Origin of the sequence: Sphingobium sp. ZW T5_29 (assembly GCF_044987515.1) — a bacterium.
GTDB lineage: Bacteria > Pseudomonadota > Alphaproteobacteria > Sphingomonadales > Sphingomonadaceae > Sphingobium.
In genome coordinates this window covers 103159-118085 of sequence record NZ_JBJDRM010000008.1, presented here as the reverse complement: position 1 = coordinate 118085, position 14927 = coordinate 103159, and the positions used below count along the sequence as shown (strand labels likewise).

The window sequence follows — 14927 nt, the reverse complement described above, 5'->3', positions numbered from 1 at the left end:
GCTCACCCTAAATCCGCGTCACCGGCGGCGAGCACGCCCGGATCTCCATGATGGAGGAACCATAGGGCGTCACGGCGGACGATGCGCCAGCCTTCGGGTCGGCGCTGCCACTTGTCGATATATTCTCCGGTCGAATCGAATATCGGGCCAACGGGGTCATCCTTGCGTTGGTGGCGGGCCTGGACATAAGCGCGGCTGACCGCCTGATCGCCGTCCACGTCGATCAGCAAGCTGCCGATCAAATGCTGCGTATTGCCGCATATATCCAGGAACCGGCGCATCTGGGCGCGCAGTGCCGCCATGCCCTGCTGTTCCCCCACGCCGTAATGAAACGTCAGGTCGTCTGCGAACACATCGCTCAGATCGTCCCAGCGTTTCTGGTCCAATATTCGGGCAAAGCGGCTGAGGCCTCGCGCGATTTGCCGTTCGTCCAGCAATGATTGCAAATCTGTCATCAGGCCACATTCCCTGCCATGCTGCCCGCCGCCACGTCGATGGCGGAACCGGTGATATGCCGGGCTTCGTCGGACAGGAGGAACAGCACGCTGTCGCTGACATCGGACGGTTCGACCCAGGGCACGCCCTGCGGCGCAAAGGGGTTGGCGCGCATCATCGCTTCGAACTTCGCCTGGGTCGGATTGGGGTCGCCGGGCAGCGCGCGTTTCCAGGTGGCGGGATTGTTGAGCAGCGGCGTATTGACTCCGGTAGGGCAGACGGCATTGACCGTGACATTGTTCTTCGCGACTTCAAGCGCGGTGGCCTTCACCATGCCGATGACCCCCCATTTCGATGCGCAATAGGCTGCGGAATTCACCTGTCCGCTGCGTGCGGCGAGCGATGCGACGGCGACAATGCGGCCAGACCGGCGCTTTATCATGCCCGGCAGCACGGCGCGCAGACTGTGGAACACGCCGTACAGGTTGGTCTGGACCACATCGTTGAACAGGGCATCGCTCATCGACGCCATGGGCGAAGTGCCATAGATTCCCGCGTTGGCGACAAGCAGGTCGATCCTGCCGAACATGCTGTTGCCCTCGCGCACGACCGCCGCCGCCGCCGCGGGATCGCGCACGTCGGACTTGATCGCCAGCACGCGGCGGCCCGTCGACCTCACCATCGCTGCGGTTTCGTCCAGGTCCGCCTGCGTCGCCATGGCGTAGTCGATGGACCGCACGGCGGTCAGGCTATCCGACACTATGATGTCGGCCCCTTCGGCGGCGAGGCGCAGCGCGTGGCTGCGGCCCTGGCCCCGTGCGCCGCCGGTGATCCATGCGACCTTGCCGGCGAAGCGGCCAGCGGCGCGTTGCGGTGTCGCCGCTTCGGCGGTGGCGGCGGTCGTCGCGGCGACGGCGCCTGCCGCCGCGACGAAATGTCGGCGTGAAATCGTCGGACTGTCCTGTGTCATCCGCTCATCCTCTCCATTGCAGGCCGCCGCCACCTGGCGCTCCTTCTAGACGATATAGCGCTCCCGATAGGCGGCGAATGCGTCCTTGATCGCTTCTTCATCCAGGCCGAACCGTTCCAGCGAATAGTCGTGCATGGGGCGCTGTTCCCGCTTGTTCCCCGCCAGAAATTCGGTGAGCGCCGCCTCCAGCCGGTCGTCCATAGGGACGCCGATGCGCGAAAGCACGCGCTGGGCCTGGGTCATCGGGTCCTTGCCGACCTCTTTATAGTCGATGTCGATGAAGCGGTCTTCGCCGATGCGTTCCCGCGCGGCTTCGAACATGCGCATCCATTCGGCGAGGCGCGGGAACCAGAAACCGCTGACATCCTTGTCGGAAATGGTCGCGCTCAGCTTATACAGCGCAGCCTGCATCGACACATAGGACGGGACGGTCTCTACCGGGTCGCGATGGGTCATGATCAGCAGCGCGTCCGGGAAGGCGCGAGCTGCGGTTTCCACATAGGGAAGGTTGGACGGGCTTTTCAAAATCCATTTGGTCCCGCGACGGGCAGGGTCCTGCCACTGAAGATATTGAAGGATGGTCTTCAAATCCTGATGCCCGCGCGACTGGTCATAGCCGTTCAGCCAGCGGGCGAAGCTGGGGATGAAGTTCATCCCTTCGACCATCGTGCTGACGAACATCTGGCCCAGCACCAATATTTCCTCGTCCGGCGCTTCGGGGTCGAGCGGATGGATGGAGGCAAGTTCGGGAGCAAGCTGCAGCCATCCGTCGATCATCGACTGGGCATAGTTGCGGCGCTCCACCGGATTGCCGCGCTCTTCACCGGGGAAGGGCGCGAAATTCTGCGCTTCATACCAGCGCAGGCCCGTCATGCCCGGCGCGCTTGCCAGCAGGCGCTGGAATATGGTGCTGCCGGTGCGGGGCAGGCCCAGGATGATGCCCGCGACCTCCACCTTTTCATCCAATATCTCAGGGTGGCGCTTGATATCCTCTACCATGCGCAGGCGGCTGACCAGGCCCTTGACGATGACCTCCGTCATGGACGCGACGCCCGCGGGGGTCAGCGCGCCTTCCAGGTTTGACGCTTCGATATAGCGGTCCATCGGTTCCAGGAACCAAAGGTCGCCGAAATCGGAAAGGCCCGCCCGGTCGCGGGCCTGCTGCAACAGGGTTTCACGGTCGAGAGGCGCGGTGCCTGCGGTGGGGGATGAAGGGGCCATGGGCATCACTCTTTGTTTAATGGAAAAGGATGTGAAGGGCGCGGCCAGGCGAATGCGGGCGCTCAGGCTCTTTACAGAATGTCATCCTCGCCTTCTCCCGTCGGACCGTGCCGACAGGATCGCACATGGTCGCGCAGTCCGGTCGAGCCGCTCTTCATCGTGTTTTCGCTATAGAGAAATCTCTTCCCCCAGCGCAACGTCAATCGATACTTGCGCGCTTCGGCTACGCATATCAATAATGATCAGGTAAAAATCAATGCAAGCGCGAATCGAATGGCCCCGGTCATTTATGCGATTGAGTGGAGGAGGAAAATCCAATGCTGTCCCTTCAGGAAATTTCCGACCGCATGGAAATATCGGATCTTCTGTCCAGCTACAGCCATGCGATCGATTTTCGGGACTGGGACGCATTGGATGACGTGTTCACCCCCGACGCCACCATCGATTACAGCGAAACCGGCGGGGCCAAGGGAAGCTATGCCGAAATCAAGGCGTGGCTGCCCGGCGCGCTGGAGCGTTTCCCCCGCTACCAGCACATGATCGCGACGACCAAGCTGGATCTGGAGGGCGACGTCGCTCGCAGCCGCACCGTCCTATTCAACCCCATGGTGTACAAGGGTGAGGATGATGTGGAGCAGGTCTTCTTCATCGGCCTTTGGTATCGCGACCGGCTGGTGCGCACGGAAAAGGGCTGGCGTATCGCGGAACGCTACGAAGAAATGGGCTATTCCTACAACACGCCCGAAATGCCGCCAGTGCCGCCGGTATCAATTGAAACTTGACTGAAACAGGCTAGCCGCGAACTGACATTAAACCGCGCTTTTTGCAGCGGCCAGCAGGGAATATAAACGGATGCATGCACGCACGAAGGACGGCGCAAGCCCATCCGCCAGCGTCGGTTCCCACGCGGCGCGATGGATGGTATTTCGCGCCTTCCTGACCCAGAATGTTTCCATTGGCTCCGCATATGGGGCCTTTGGCGTCACGGTGCTGCCGTTGCAGGAACAATTTGGCGCAAGCCGTGGGGCGGCCGCGCTCGGACTGGCGCTTTGCGTGCTGACGACAGGGCTGTCCGGTCCGCTGATCGGCGCGATGATCACGCGCATCGGCCTGCGCTGGACCATGATGTTGGGTGCGACTCTGTCCTTCATAGGCTATGCCTTGCTTGCGGTTGCGCCGGACATGGTGACGGTCCTGCTGCTCTATGCCTTGCCCATCGGGCTAGGGACGGCGATGCTGGGCTCTTTCCCGTCCAGCGTGCTCGCCAGCAACTGGAATGCGCAGAATCCTGGTCCGGCGTTGGGCATCACCAACATGCCGCTGCTCCTCGCGCTGCTGCCGATGGTTGGGCTGGCACTGATCCAGGACCATGGGTTGGGGTCATTTTACTTGACGCTCGCGGCGCTTCACCTGCTGCTGCTGCCGGTGATCCATGGCGTATCGGACGGTCCTGAGGTCATCGGTAAACCGGCGCCTGATCCGCATGGTCATGTAGCGTATAAAATGCCTGCCGTACGCGCGGTGCTGGGCAGCCCTGCTTTCTGGGCGATGACGATCGGCGCGGGGTATCTCAGTGCAGCCGGGATCACCGGCGTGTCGCATCTGGTCGCGTTCGCTATTGAACGGGGCATTGCGGCCAGTCCCGCCGCGCTGTTGTTATCCATCATGGGCGGTGCCGCCATTCTGGGGTCGCTGCTGTCGGGGATGTTGTGCGGCCGCATCGGCGCTTCACAAACCTTGGTTGTGATGTCCTGCGGGTTGTGCGCCAGCTGGATCGTCCTGCTGTCCACGACTGCCTATCCACCGATGGCCGCTGCGGCGTTGCTGATCGGCATGAGCGGGGCGGGCGTGTATCCTGCGGTCAACATGTTGGCGAGCCGGCTTTTCGGGCAGCATTCGCTCCCACGCATATTGGGGATTTATGGTCTCGCCACGCTGCCATTGACCTTCAGCTTACCTCCATTGGCAGGGGTGCTGCATGACGCGGCTGGCGGCTATGGCCCGGTGGCCTGGTTCATCATCGGCGGGACAGCCCTCGTCGCAATCCTTTTCCTGACAATGAGGCGCGGCGCACCTCTTGGCAGAGCTGTTGAAGATGCTGCACGCCCAGAATTGTCCTGCGCCAACTGAATGGCGCGTTTCTTTCAGAAGGAAGGTGAAACGTGAAACTTCAAGGCAAGACGGCAATCATAACCGGCGGTGCGCGTGGCATGGGTGCGGCAACCAGCCGCCTGTTCGCGGCGGAAGGAGCGCAGGTCGCCATCGCTGACCTGCTGGACGCCGAAGGAGCGGCGTTGGCCGCCGAATTGGGCGACGCCGCGCGCTTTTACCATCATGACGTGACGAGTGAGGAAGATTGGGCCAAGCTGGTTGCCGCGGTAGAGGCTGACCTGGGTCCCGTTGATATATTGGTCAACAATGCGGGTATCCTGCTGTTCCGCACATTGTTCGACACGACGCTGGCCGACTATCAAAGGGTCCTGAACGTGAACCTTGTCGGAGAATTTCTGGGTATCAAGGCGGTCGGCCCCGGCATGGTGGCGCGCGGCAAGGGGGCGATCGTCAACATATCGTCCGTTGACGGGATGAAGGGCGCGAACGGCCTGGGCGCTTATTGTTCCAGCAAATGGGGCGTGCGCGGCCTGACCCGCGTCGCGGCGATGGAGCTGGGGCATAAGGGGGTGCGCGTCAATTCCGTCCATCCCGGTGGTGTCGATACGGTCATGACCAATCAGGAAGGGCGCAGCCGCGACCAGGTCGACCAGGCCTATGGCAATGTGCCGTTGCAACGGGTCGGCGCGCCGGAAGAAGTCGCGAAGGCAAGCCTTTTCCTGGCAAGCGACGATTCATCCTATCTGACCGGCGCGGAGATCGTGGTCGATGGCGGCATGGTGGTTGGCCAATATTATATGGGCTTCCCCGGCGCGCCGGGCGCGGGCTGATGCTATTATACTGACCCGGCGGGCGGAGCTGTCTTCGCCTGCCGGAACTTACGACTGCGAAAGGATATTATCCATGTTACGCATCGATATTCCCGCCGAAAGTGCGGCCGATCCCTATGGTTATGCCGCCCGTGAACATGGGCGGGAAATCATGGCGGGGGCAGGTATTTTTTCAAAAGCGGTATATCAGCACAGCATCCTGTCGCTGCGTGAATTTGAAGGTGCCCGGTCACGGATCGCGCAGATCAACGGATGCATCATATGCCAGCAGTTTCGCGCCGCCCGTGATGCGCCGTCGATGTTTGCCGCGACAGGGGTGCGCCCGGATCATCTGATTACTGACAATGGCCCGGCCCCCGACGAATCATTTTACGCTGCGGTGGAAGAATGGCGCACATCGCCCCTGTTCAGCCCCAGAGAGCGAACTGCGATAGAGTTTGCCGAACGTTTCGCCGAAGAACCAAAGGCCATCGCCGCCGACGAAGATTTCTGGGAACGCGCCCATGCGCTGTTTTCCGATGCAGAGATTGTCGACCTGGCGCACAGCGTCGCGGCTTGGGTAGGGCTAGGGCGCGTCGCCCATGTGCTGGGCTTCGACAGCGTATGCCTGCCGTTTCACCAAGCGGCGGAATGAACAGGCTCTAAGCAATGTGGGTCGGCTTGCTCGCCCGCTCGTCGACCACGAACATGCGCGTTGCGGCGCGGTCCAGGAAATTGGCCTCGTCTTCTGCGATTTGCCGGGCGATGTCGGGGTCGGCTGCCATGGCCAGAAACCGGTCATAGGCGGCACAATCCGCAAAATGGATTTCAGTGACGGAATCGAAATCGACCGGCGCTTCCAAAGATAGGAATGCGCCTTCTCGCTGCACATAATTGCGGCGGTAATCGGCGATGCCCGGCAGCAGGCGCAGGATCAGCTGCGCATGCTGCCGTTCGTAATAATCGACAAAGGCGTCATGGCTGATGTCGGATCGCCGACGCAGCAGGGCGATGCATTTGAACATGGATGTCTCCTTCGTGCACGTACCCGCTGCGCCCGCTTCCTTCAACCGATCCCCGCGGACGGGGAAAGGGTCAGGGCGCCATCCATTGCCCGCCGTTGACGTCGAGCGCAGCGCCCGTCACGACCCGGCTATAATCCGAAACCATCATCAATACTGCACGGGCGCAATCGTCTTCAGGCGGGATGATGCCGATCGGTATATGCTGGACAATGTCCGCGACCACATCCTCACGCTTGTGACCCGCATCGACCATGCTCTGGATATGCCCTTCGACCGGCTCGCCGTGGATCCAGCCCATGCGGCATGTATTGACGCGAATGCCATAACGTCCAAGGTCAGCGGCCATATATTTGCCCAAGGTGTTGAGTGCGCCCTTGGCAATGGCATAGCCCATTTCCATGCCATGCTCGCCGCCATAGGGGCGAACCGTCGCCATGGTGGACACGTTCACCACCGCGCCACCATCGCGCAGGTAGGGGATGCAGGCACGGGTCAGGCGCAATGCGCCCAGGCAGTTCACGTCGACCGCCTTGGCGATGTCGGCGGTGTCGCTATTTTCGATGACGCTCCAGTCGCCGTGATAATAGGCGCTGTTGATCAGCCCGTGAACGCGACCGCCAAATTCGGCGCTCGCCTGTTCGGCCAGCTGTGCGCACTGAGCTTCGTCCGAAACGTCGCAGGGGATGGCGATTGCCTTGCCGCCCTTGGCCACGATGTCGTCGCGCACTTGTTTCAGAAAATTTTGGTTGCGCGCGGCGAGTGCGACCGACGCACCTTCGGCCGCGGCTAGGCGAGCCAGCGCCTGGCCCATGCCGGGGCCTACGCCGCTGACGATCACGACCTTATCCCGAAGTAACATAGTTCTTCCTCTCCATTTTTTCAGGCCGCAATGGCGTTTGCGACAGGCGGCAAGATTTCTGTTCTATCCACGGGCCCCGCCGGGAATCCCTGATGCAACGTTGATAGGTTAAGGCAGAAGCCTACGCAATATGATAAGCGATTGCCGCAAACTCATGTATTTTGCGGAGGCATGGAGTCCAAAAATTCCGTGATGTGTTCTTCCGCGATGCCCAGGCCACGACCGCAGAACATGATGGCGTCGCGCAGCAGCCGCCCACCATCGTCATCATAGATGATGGCATCGCGGTCGTGGCATCGGCCCATCATCACCATTGTACCGACATGTTCCAGAAAGGCGGCGGCGTTCACGGTCGATAATGCTGTGCCGGTCATCGCACCTTCCGCGCGGGCGGCTGCTATCGCCCGTTCCATTCCAGCCTGGGACAGGCGCAGGGCACGTCGATAGACCAGCCTGGCATAGCCGCCGTCGCCGGCCAGGCTGCCTACGACCATGCGCATGCCATCGGCGTTGGGCGCGTATTTACCCTTCAGGGCATGCTCCATCAAATAGCCTATGCTTTGCAGCAGGCCTCGCGTGCTGGGTTCGGGAAGGGTGAAATTGCGAAAAGACGCATTCTGATCGGCGATCACTTCCCGCAGTACAGCCCGGTATATGGCCGTCTTGCTGCTGAAATGGCGGAATATCAGGGCTTCGGAAACGCCCGCGGCCTGCGCTATTTGCTGGGTCCGCGCGCCGTCCAGGCCGTAGCGGGCGAATACGGATCGGGCAGCGGAAATGATGGAAGCGCGACGGTCGGCGCTCGACAGGCGGGTGATGGACATTGACCGGTTCGGCACTCCTGAACGCCAGCGACAGGAGGGTGCGTTCAAATAATAGGCGAACTTCCTGCCCGGCGAACATTAGGCACAGCGCCCGGAGGAAACAAGAAGCAGAGCGCCGGGGCGCTATCCGTTGGCGGGCTGGACGTCATCGGGTCCCCAATAGGCTTTCAGACTGGTGATCAACCCTTGGGCATTAAACGTGCAGATGTCGAGCGATCGGATCAGCAGGCGCGGGCCTTCCGGGGGCTGAAAGCTGACTTCGAACATGAGCGCCGCTGCGTTGGAATGCGATCCACGGATCGGCGCGACGGGCGTTATGTGCGTGCGGTAGGCGACGGTGTCGCTGAACCAGGCGGTGATCTCATCCCCTTGCTTGATCGGGCTTCCTACCGGGTCCTCGATCGTAGCGCCGGGTGCAAACAGGGCGATCACGCCATCGCGGTCACCATCGTTGATCCGACTGACATAGGCTTCCAGCCCCGCGCGCATCGCGGCCTGGGATGGGTTGGGGTCCGCTTTCGCCGGGCCGCCGTCAGACTGTCGGTCGTCGCTTAGTGACACGTTCAACTCTCCTGCTTCACCGCATTTATGCAATGGGCTTGTCTATATACCCTTGTTTGCGTAGATCGGCGCGATTATTTCTGCCCGGTACGATTGGTGGAAGGGGTGGCATTGGTTCGCTCTTCATGCTAATTTGCCGCTGAATACGAGAGGGTGTTTTTATGGCAAAGTCATCAGACTATCGTCTGGGTGAGTTCGATTTCCCCCGTGGCTGGTTCATGGTCGGCGAAAGCGCCGAAGCGACCCGGACTCCGGCTGCGATGCGGTATTTCGGGCAGGATCTGGTCATGTACCGCGGCGAAAGCGGGCAGGTTTACGTGACCGAAGCCTATTGCCCGCACATGGGCGCGCACCTTGCCAAGAACACTACCTCATACATCGTCCGCGATGGTGAGCAGGTGGAGGGCGAATCGATCCGTTGCCCCTTCCATGGCTGGCAATATGGGCCGGACGGTGCCTGCAAGAATATTCCCTATTCGGATTTCGTGCCCAAGGCCGCAAAGCTCAAGACCTTTCCGGCCATTGAACGGGCGGGCACCATCTGGATGTGGTACGATCCTGAAGGGCTGGAACCCAATTTCGACCTGCCCGATTTCGGCGGTCATTGGGACGCGCCGGGCTGGGTACGGTGGCGGCTCGATTTCATGGGCGACCTGGATATCCATCCCATCGAAGTGGTCGATAACATGGCTGACTTCGGGCATTTCGTGCCAATTCACGGCGCGAAGGATTTCGTCTATTTCGCGAACGAGTTCAAGGAACACATCGTCCATCAATATTATGCCGCTGGCCATCGGACGCTGACGCTGAACCCGGATGACGTCCTGACGCTCGATACCTGGTATACTGGCCCGTCGATCCTGCAGTCGGAAATGGAAGGCACATTCGACAGCTTCATCATGATCACGCACACGCCCATCGAAGATGGCAAGATTCGCGTGTGGCACGGTCTGATGGTGCAGGTGAATGACGGGTCGTCGCCGATCACGGACGAACTGCGCGCCGCCGCCGCCGAATATCAGGAAGGCAGCCGTCTTGCTTTCGCCCAGGACGTGGAAATCTGGCAGAACAAGCGGGCTTGCTTCAATCCGATGGTGATCCCGAACGACGGGCCCTATGGCAAGGTTCGGACCTGGTACAAGCAGTTCTACAACCCGCGTGAAAAGCTGCCGGACATCCACAAGCGGACCAACGGTCTGCACGTGACGCTCGACAAGCGCACTTCCAGCGCCGCCGCCTGACGGGACAAGGATAAGAATATGGACAGGATCGAACGTCCGGTGGCGATAGTCACCGGCGCCAGCCGGGGTGCGGGCCGTGGAATCGCGGTTGCGCTGGGTGAAAAGGGTTATCGCGTCTATGTGACCGGTCGCACCATTCGCGAAGGGGACGCGGCGCTGCCCGGCACGATCGGCGCGACCGCTGCCCAGATCGACGCGGCAGGTGGCGAAGGCCGGGCCGTTCAGGTCGATCATGCCGACAGTGCCGCCATTGCCGCTCTGTTCGAACAGGTTGCCGACGAAAGCGGTCGGGTCGACATATTGGTCAACAATGTCGCCGCGCTGAACGATGATCTGGTCAAGCCCGGCCCGTTCTGGGAAAAATCGATTGGGCTGGTGGACATATTGGACGTCGGCCTGCGGTCCCATTATCTCGCCAGCTGGCATGCCGCGCGCATGATGGTGCCCGCGGGCGACGGGCTGATCGCTTTCACATCTTCTTTTGGATCGGTGTGCTACATGCACGGCGCGGCCTATGGCGCGCAAAAGGCGGGCGTGGACAAGTTCGCCGCTGACATGGGCGTGGATTTCCGGGGCACGGGCGTCGCCGCCATCTCGCTATGGATGGGGCCTCTCATGACCGAACGCAGCGCCCAGACGCTGGCGGAGCATCCCGAACAATATGAAAAGTTCATGGCGGAAGCGGAAACGCCGGAGTTTAACGGCCGCGTCATCGCCGCGATCCACGATGATCCAGCGAGGGACGAACTGAACGGCCAGACGCTGATCACAGCCGAAATTGCGCAGCGCTATGGTATTACGGAGGCGGAAGGCCGCATTCCGCCATCCTATCGCGCCATGTTGGGCGATCCCCGCATTCCTCATCCCGCCATCGTCGCATAAGCGCCCGCTTCGTAAAGACCGCCTTGCGCCGCGCGGCGGAAAGGGCGACATGCGCGCGCATGTCGATGAAGAAAGGACAGGGCAGGTGAGCGAAACAGGTCAGGGCAAGGTCGCCATAGTCACGGGCGGCACGCGAGGAATTGGCGCGGCGATCGTGCGGCGGTTGCTGGCGGAAGGCTATGCCGTCGCCACCTGCGGTCGGACGCCGCCGGAACAGCCGATCGCTTTTGAAGACAAAGAGGCGGAATTCGACGCCTGCGACATTCGCGATCCCGCTGCCGTCGCCACCTGGATCGAAGCGCTGGTCGCTCGGCACGGGCGTATCGACCTGGTCGTCAACAATGCTGGCGGATCGCCGCAGGCCGATGCCGCCACCGCCAGCCCGCGTTTTTCCGAACGCATCCTGCAACTCAACCTGCTGGCCCCGCTGCATGTTTCGCAGGCGGCCTATCCGCATTTGAAGGCTGCGAGCGGCTCCATCGTCAACATCGCTAGCGTGTCGGCCATACGTCCCTCGCCCGATACCGCCATCTACGGCGCGGCGAAAGCGGGCCTGATCAGCCTGACCACCAGCCTTGCGCAGGAATGGGGACCTGACGTTAGGGTGAACGCCATCATCGTCGGCCTCATCGAAACGGAAACGGCGGAAATGACATATGGCAGCGCCGCCGCACAGGACCGTATCGCAGCATCCCTGCCGCTGGGTCGGATGGGGCGCGGTAGCGACATCGCCGAAGCCGTCAATTTCCTTGCCTCACCCGCCGCAGCCTATATCAGCGGCGCAAAGCTCGAAGTGCATGGCGGCGGAGAGCGTCCGTTGTTTCTGGAAATCGTGAAGGAAGAAAGCGCGAAGCGCTGATCCTGTCCAGCAAATGACCCGAAATGGGTGGGTCAGCTAAAAGAGGCCGGACGGCGCAGGCATGCTACGTCCGGCCCATCTTTCAGGCAGCTTCTCGCGCCGCCAGATCGCGCGGATAGTGGGTTGATGCGCGCCAGAACAGCATCCCGCCTGCCAACGTCAGCAAACTCATGATCAACAGGCTGTAACGCAGCGATTCCTCGCCCATCCGTCCCACCAGCAAGTCGCTGACGAGTCCGCTGAGCGATGGACCGACCATGCTGCCGATGACGTTGATGACGACGATCAGCATCGCCGTCGCCTGCGCCCGCTGCGACGGCGCGACCAGTTTCGCCGCGGCGCTGAACGAAGGCCCGGCCCAGGAAGCGGCCAGGAAGCCGCCAACAATCGCGATCAGGGCTACGCCCGGAACATGATTCCCGGCCACGTTGATCCCGGCACCCCCCGGCAGCATGTACATGGCGACATTCTGGGGGAAGGCCAGCAGGAACGCGATGGCGGGCAGGCGCAACTGCCAATGTTCGCCCCGCACGCGCAGTCGATCGACGATCGCACCGGCGGCCACGCTGCCAGTGATGCCGCCGATCGCCGCGCCTATGCCCAGCCACGCGCCCGCTTCGATGACGCTCATGCCGTGGGACCGCATGAAATATGCGGGCATCCACACCGCGCCTGCATAGCCAAAGATGTTGAATGTGCCGACGCCGATTGCGATCAAGCGCAATGACTTGATGCCCCAGAACATGCGGACCGACGCCAGGAAACCTGGACCGCTTTGTCCGGCGCCCGGCGCGATATCCTGTTTCTCCCGCTTGAGTCCCGTGAACCAGATGAGCAGCGCGAGCGGAAAGCCCGGCAGCGCCAGCGCGAAGAATGCGGCGCGCCAGCCCCATTCAGCCGCCACCGCCGCGCCGCCCAGCAGGCCCAATATCAGTCCGAAATAGGTGCTCGACGCCAGCACGCCCATGGCTGCCGATCGGCGCTTTTCGCTGAAGGTGCTGGCCAGGATCGATTGTGATGGAGGCAGTCCGCCAGCTTCGCCGATACCCACGACGAACCGGGCCATCGCCAGTTGAGCCGCATTGCCCGCTGCCCCGCACATGGCGGTCGCCGCGCTCCACAGGGTCGCCGCCAGCGCCAGCACGCCCCGGCGCGACCAGCGGTCGGCCAAGCGGGCGAGAGGCATTGAAAACAGCACATAGCTGATGATGAAGCCCGGCCCGCCGATCAGCCCCAGCAGCGAATCGCTGATGCCGAACTCCGCCTTGATCGCCGGAATCAGGATGGAAAACAGGTTTCGGTCGGCATAGCTGAGCGAATTGAGCAGGAACACCAGCAACAATATGTACAGGCAATAGGCCGGTCGGCTTCCCCTCTCACGGGTTTGCGGCATTCCCATTCTCCATTATCTGGCGCGCGGCCATCTAGGCCGTCTGATTCCTTTGGACAGGATTATCCATTAAGAACGATGTCGGCAGCTTTTTCCGCCACCATCATTGTGGGCACATTGGTATTGCCGCCGGGCACGCGTGGCATGACGGACGCATCGACCACCCGAAGCCCGGAAATGCCATGGACGCGCAATTGGGGGTCGACCACGGCCATTGGGTCATGCCCCATGCGGCATGTTCCTACCGCATGGATGTCGGAAATGGCGGTCGCCCGCAGATAGGCATCCAATTCGTCGTCCGACTGGATATGCGCGCCGGGGGCCAGTTCTTCGCCCCTGAACGGATCGAAGGGGCTTTGCGCGAATATGTCGCGCACCGCGCGGATGGCTGCGCGGCCCATCGCCATGTCGTTGGCGGTCGACAGGATATTGGGGTCGATGGATAGCGGCGCTGTCGTGTCCGCGCCGGTTAACTTTACTTCGCCCACGCTTTCGGGCCGCAACAGGTCGATATGGGCGAAATAGCCATGTTCCATGATCAGCTTGCGGCCCATGGCTTCATACAGCGCCATGGCGAAATGCACCTTCACATCGGGGGTATCCGCGCCCGGCATGGTCTTGAGATAAGCGCCGACCTCGGCGGGCGGCGTGGCCAGCGGTCCCCGACGGAACAGGACGAAATTGGCCATGGCCCTTGCCGCGACCAGCGGGTGGAATACGTTGAACAACGATACCGGCTGCGTGCAATATTGCTTCACCGTCACCGCCACATGATCACGATAATTCTGGCCGACGCCGGGCAGGTGATGGACGATTGGCACGCCGACCTGGCGCAGATGATCGCCATCGCCGATGCCGGAAAGCATCAGGATCCAGGGTGAATGGATTGCCCCGGCGGATATTATGACCTCTCGCGTGGCGCTGGCCCGTTCGGCCTGTTCGCCACGCCGCCAGGCGACGCCTGTGGCGCGACCGTCCTTCACGATGATCCGTTCGACATGCGCGTCGGTGATGATGCGCAGGTTGGCCCGTTTGAGCGCGGGCTTCAGATAGGCGCGGGCTGCGCTGAAACGGCGACCGGCTGACGCGGTGACGTCGGCGGGAAATACGCCTTCGCGCACTGACCCGCTGGGGTCCTCATTATAGGGCACGCCAGCGGCGACGGCGGCATTGCGAAACGCCTTTGCCAGTGGGTTGTCGATGCCGGGGCGGGTCACCATCACCGGGCCGTCTTCGCCGTGATATCCTTCCTCGCCGCCGGGCTGGAACGTCTCCAGCTTCTTGAAATAGGGGAGCACGTCGTCATAGCTCCACCCTTCATTGCCCAGTTGACGCCAGCCGTCATAGTCGGCCGCGGCGCCGCGATCATAGACCATGCCGTTGATGGATGATGATCCGCCCAGCACCTTGCCGCGCGGGGTGTACATCTGGCGGCCTTGGGCGTGGGTCTGCGGCACACTGACATGCATCCATTGGAACATGCCGCGATACATGATCGGCAGCAGCCCGCCGGGTGCATGGATGAAAATGCTGCGATCGCGCCCGCCCGCCTCGATTAACAGGACGCGGTTGCGGGGGTCCGCTGACAGGCGACCGGCCAGCACGCATCCCGCCGACCCTGCGCCCACGATGATGAAGTCATATTGGTCAGCCATGATCTCTCCAACAACGGCACGTCCGCACTTGTGGGCGGAACCTAAATGGACTCCATCCGGGTGAGTAGCCGCCGATCTTTTGCG

At 61.9% G+C, this 14927-nt stretch carries 16 protein-coding genes; 7 read left to right on the top strand and 9 right to left on the bottom strand.

Translation table 11 applies throughout. From position 1 onward, the window contains the following. Window positions 1-2 precede the first annotated feature (2 nt). Genes ACI3KQ_RS08885 through ACI3KQ_RS08875 form a run of 3 tightly spaced genes read right to left on the bottom strand, consistent with a single transcriptional unit; the run spans window position 3 to window position 2626 of the window. Window positions 3-455 carry a nuclear transport factor 2 family protein gene (locus tag ACI3KQ_RS08885; protein ID WP_404956771.1) on the bottom strand — a complete coding sequence of 151 codons (453 nt, stop codon included), beginning with the start codon at window positions 453-455 and terminating at the stop codon, window positions 3-5. Beyond that, window positions 455-1438 carry a mycofactocin-coupled SDR family oxidoreductase gene (locus ACI3KQ_RS08880; protein ID WP_404956769.1) on the bottom strand — a complete coding sequence of 328 codons (984 nt, stop codon included), beginning with the start codon at window positions 1436-1438 and terminating at the stop codon, window positions 455-457. The genes ACI3KQ_RS08885 and ACI3KQ_RS08880 overlap by 1 nt, the downstream gene beginning before the upstream one ends. A gap of 12 nt (window positions 1439-1450) precedes the next feature. Further along, window positions 1451-2626 (bottom strand): sulfotransferase family protein, encoded by a 1176-nt coding sequence (locus ACI3KQ_RS08875; protein WP_404956767.1) that lies wholly within the window; start codon window positions 2624-2626, stop codon window positions 1451-1453. A gap of 317 nt (window positions 2627-2943) precedes the next feature. Between ACI3KQ_RS08875 and ACI3KQ_RS08870 the strand changes: the two genes are divergently transcribed. From ACI3KQ_RS08870 to ACI3KQ_RS08855, 4 genes are all read left to right on the top strand, one after another. After that, window positions 2944-3408, top strand: coding sequence for a nuclear transport factor 2 family protein (locus ACI3KQ_RS08870; protein WP_404956765.1), 465 nt, complete (start codon window positions 2944-2946; stop codon window positions 3406-3408). A gap of 70 nt (window positions 3409-3478) precedes the next feature. Then, window positions 3479-4756: an MFS transporter gene (locus ACI3KQ_RS08865; RefSeq protein ID WP_404956763.1), complete on the top strand. Its 1278-nt coding sequence runs from the start codon at window positions 3479-3481 to the stop codon at window positions 4754-4756. 32 nt (window positions 4757-4788) lie between these two features. Further along, the gene (locus ACI3KQ_RS08860) at window positions 4789-5568 is read left to right on the top strand and encodes an SDR family NAD(P)-dependent oxidoreductase (RefSeq protein ID WP_404956761.1); all 780 of its coding nucleotides are present in this window, start codon (window positions 4789-4791) and stop codon (window positions 5566-5568) included. Window positions 5569-5641: 73 nt separating this feature from the next. Further along, the gene (locus tag ACI3KQ_RS08855; protein ID WP_404956759.1) at window positions 5642-6202 is read left to right on the top strand and encodes a carboxymuconolactone decarboxylase family protein; all 561 of its coding nucleotides are present in this window, start codon (window positions 5642-5644) and stop codon (window positions 6200-6202) included. Between the two features lie 7 nt (window positions 6203-6209). Here the strand turns inward: ACI3KQ_RS08855 and ACI3KQ_RS08850 are convergent, their stop codons facing one another. From ACI3KQ_RS08850 to ACI3KQ_RS08835, 4 genes are all read right to left on the bottom strand, one after another. Continuing rightward, the gene (locus tag ACI3KQ_RS08850) at window positions 6210-6572 is read right to left on the bottom strand and encodes an EthD domain-containing protein (protein ID WP_404956757.1); all 363 of its coding nucleotides are present in this window, start codon (window positions 6570-6572) and stop codon (window positions 6210-6212) included. Window positions 6573-6642: 70 nt separating this feature from the next. Then, a complete protein-coding gene (locus ACI3KQ_RS08845) occupies window positions 6643-7431 on the bottom strand; it encodes an SDR family oxidoreductase (protein WP_404956755.1) in 789 nt (262 codons plus the stop codon). A gap of 152 nt (window positions 7432-7583) precedes the next feature. After that, window positions 7584-8255 carry a TetR/AcrR family transcriptional regulator gene (locus tag ACI3KQ_RS08840; RefSeq protein WP_404956753.1) on the bottom strand — a complete coding sequence of 224 codons (672 nt, stop codon included), beginning with the start codon at window positions 8253-8255 and terminating at the stop codon, window positions 7584-7586. A gap of 123 nt (window positions 8256-8378) precedes the next feature. Beyond that, window positions 8379-8816 carry a nuclear transport factor 2 family protein gene (locus tag ACI3KQ_RS08835; RefSeq protein WP_404956751.1) on the bottom strand — a complete coding sequence of 146 codons (438 nt, stop codon included), beginning with the start codon at window positions 8814-8816 and terminating at the stop codon, window positions 8379-8381. 161 nt (window positions 8817-8977) lie between these two features. Here ACI3KQ_RS08835 and ACI3KQ_RS08830 point away from each other — a divergent pair, with 161 nt between their 5' ends. The 3 genes from ACI3KQ_RS08830 (at window position 8978) to ACI3KQ_RS08820 (ending at window position 11798) form a co-directional block, all read left to right on the top strand. Beyond that, complete coding sequence (locus ACI3KQ_RS08830; RefSeq protein WP_404956750.1) at window positions 8978-10057, top strand: Rieske 2Fe-2S domain-containing protein; 1080 nt, start codon at window positions 8978-8980, stop codon at window positions 10055-10057. A gap of 18 nt (window positions 10058-10075) precedes the next feature. Then, a complete protein-coding gene (locus ACI3KQ_RS08825; protein ID WP_404956748.1) occupies window positions 10076-10939 on the top strand; it encodes an SDR family NAD(P)-dependent oxidoreductase in 864 nt (287 codons plus the stop codon). Window positions 10940-11024: 85 nt separating this feature from the next. Next, window positions 11025-11798 carry an SDR family oxidoreductase gene (locus ACI3KQ_RS08820; protein WP_404956746.1) on the top strand — a complete coding sequence of 258 codons (774 nt, stop codon included), beginning with the start codon at window positions 11025-11027 and terminating at the stop codon, window positions 11796-11798. A gap of 82 nt (window positions 11799-11880) precedes the next feature. On the opposite strand, the gene ACI3KQ_RS08815 is transcribed toward ACI3KQ_RS08820, so the two are convergent. Both ACI3KQ_RS08815 and ACI3KQ_RS08810 read right to left on the bottom strand, forming a co-directional pair. Continuing rightward, window positions 11881-13191, bottom strand: a complete 1311-nt coding sequence (locus ACI3KQ_RS08815) for a spinster family MFS transporter (protein ID WP_404956744.1) — start codon at window positions 13189-13191, stop codon at window positions 11881-11883. 59 nt (window positions 13192-13250) lie between these two features. Beyond that, the gene (locus tag ACI3KQ_RS08810) at window positions 13251-14843 is read right to left on the bottom strand and encodes a GMC family oxidoreductase (RefSeq protein WP_404956742.1); all 1593 of its coding nucleotides are present in this window, start codon (window positions 14841-14843) and stop codon (window positions 13251-13253) included. Between the last annotated feature and the right edge of the window lie 84 nt (window positions 14844-14927).

What these genes read in the sequence shown, in the direction of transcription:
- ACI3KQ_RS08865 (WP_404956763.1), top strand. Translation starts at nt 3,479, where the DNA reads ATGCATGCACGCACGAAGGACGGCGCAAGCCCATCCGCCAGCGTCGGT.
- ACI3KQ_RS08885 (WP_404956771.1), bottom strand. Translation starts at nt 455, where the DNA reads ATGACAGATTTGCAATCATTGCTGGACGAACGGCAAATCGCGCGAGGC.
- ACI3KQ_RS08840 (WP_404956753.1), bottom strand. Translation starts at nt 8,255, where the DNA reads ATGTCCATCACCCGCCTGTCGAGCGCCGACCGTCGCGCTTCCATCATT.
- ACI3KQ_RS08855 (WP_404956759.1), top strand. Translation starts at nt 5,642, where the DNA reads ATGTTACGCATCGATATTCCCGCCGAAAGTGCGGCCGATCCCTATGGT.
- ACI3KQ_RS08815 (WP_404956744.1), bottom strand. Translation starts at nt 13,191, where the DNA reads ATGCCGCAAACCCGTGAGAGGGGAAGCCGACCGGCCTATTGCCTGTAC.
- ACI3KQ_RS08875 (WP_404956767.1), bottom strand. Translation starts at nt 2,626, where the DNA reads ATGGCCCCTTCATCCCCCACCGCAGGCACCGCGCCTCTCGACCGTGAA.
- ACI3KQ_RS08810 (WP_404956742.1), bottom strand. Translation starts at nt 14,843, where the DNA reads ATGGCTGACCAATATGACTTCATCATCGTGGGCGCAGGGTCGGCGGGA.
- ACI3KQ_RS08870 (WP_404956765.1), top strand. Translation starts at nt 2,944, where the DNA reads ATGCTGTCCCTTCAGGAAATTTCCGACCGCATGGAAATATCGGATCTT.
- ACI3KQ_RS08825 (WP_404956748.1), top strand. Translation starts at nt 10,076, where the DNA reads ATGGACAGGATCGAACGTCCGGTGGCGATAGTCACCGGCGCCAGCCGG.
- ACI3KQ_RS08830 (WP_404956750.1), top strand. Translation starts at nt 8,978, where the DNA reads ATGGCAAAGTCATCAGACTATCGTCTGGGTGAGTTCGATTTCCCCCGT.
- ACI3KQ_RS08850 (WP_404956757.1), bottom strand. Translation starts at nt 6,572, where the DNA reads ATGTTCAAATGCATCGCCCTGCTGCGTCGGCGATCCGACATCAGCCAT.
- ACI3KQ_RS08845 (WP_404956755.1), bottom strand. Translation starts at nt 7,431, where the DNA reads ATGTTACTTCGGGATAAGGTCGTGATCGTCAGCGGCGTAGGCCCCGGC.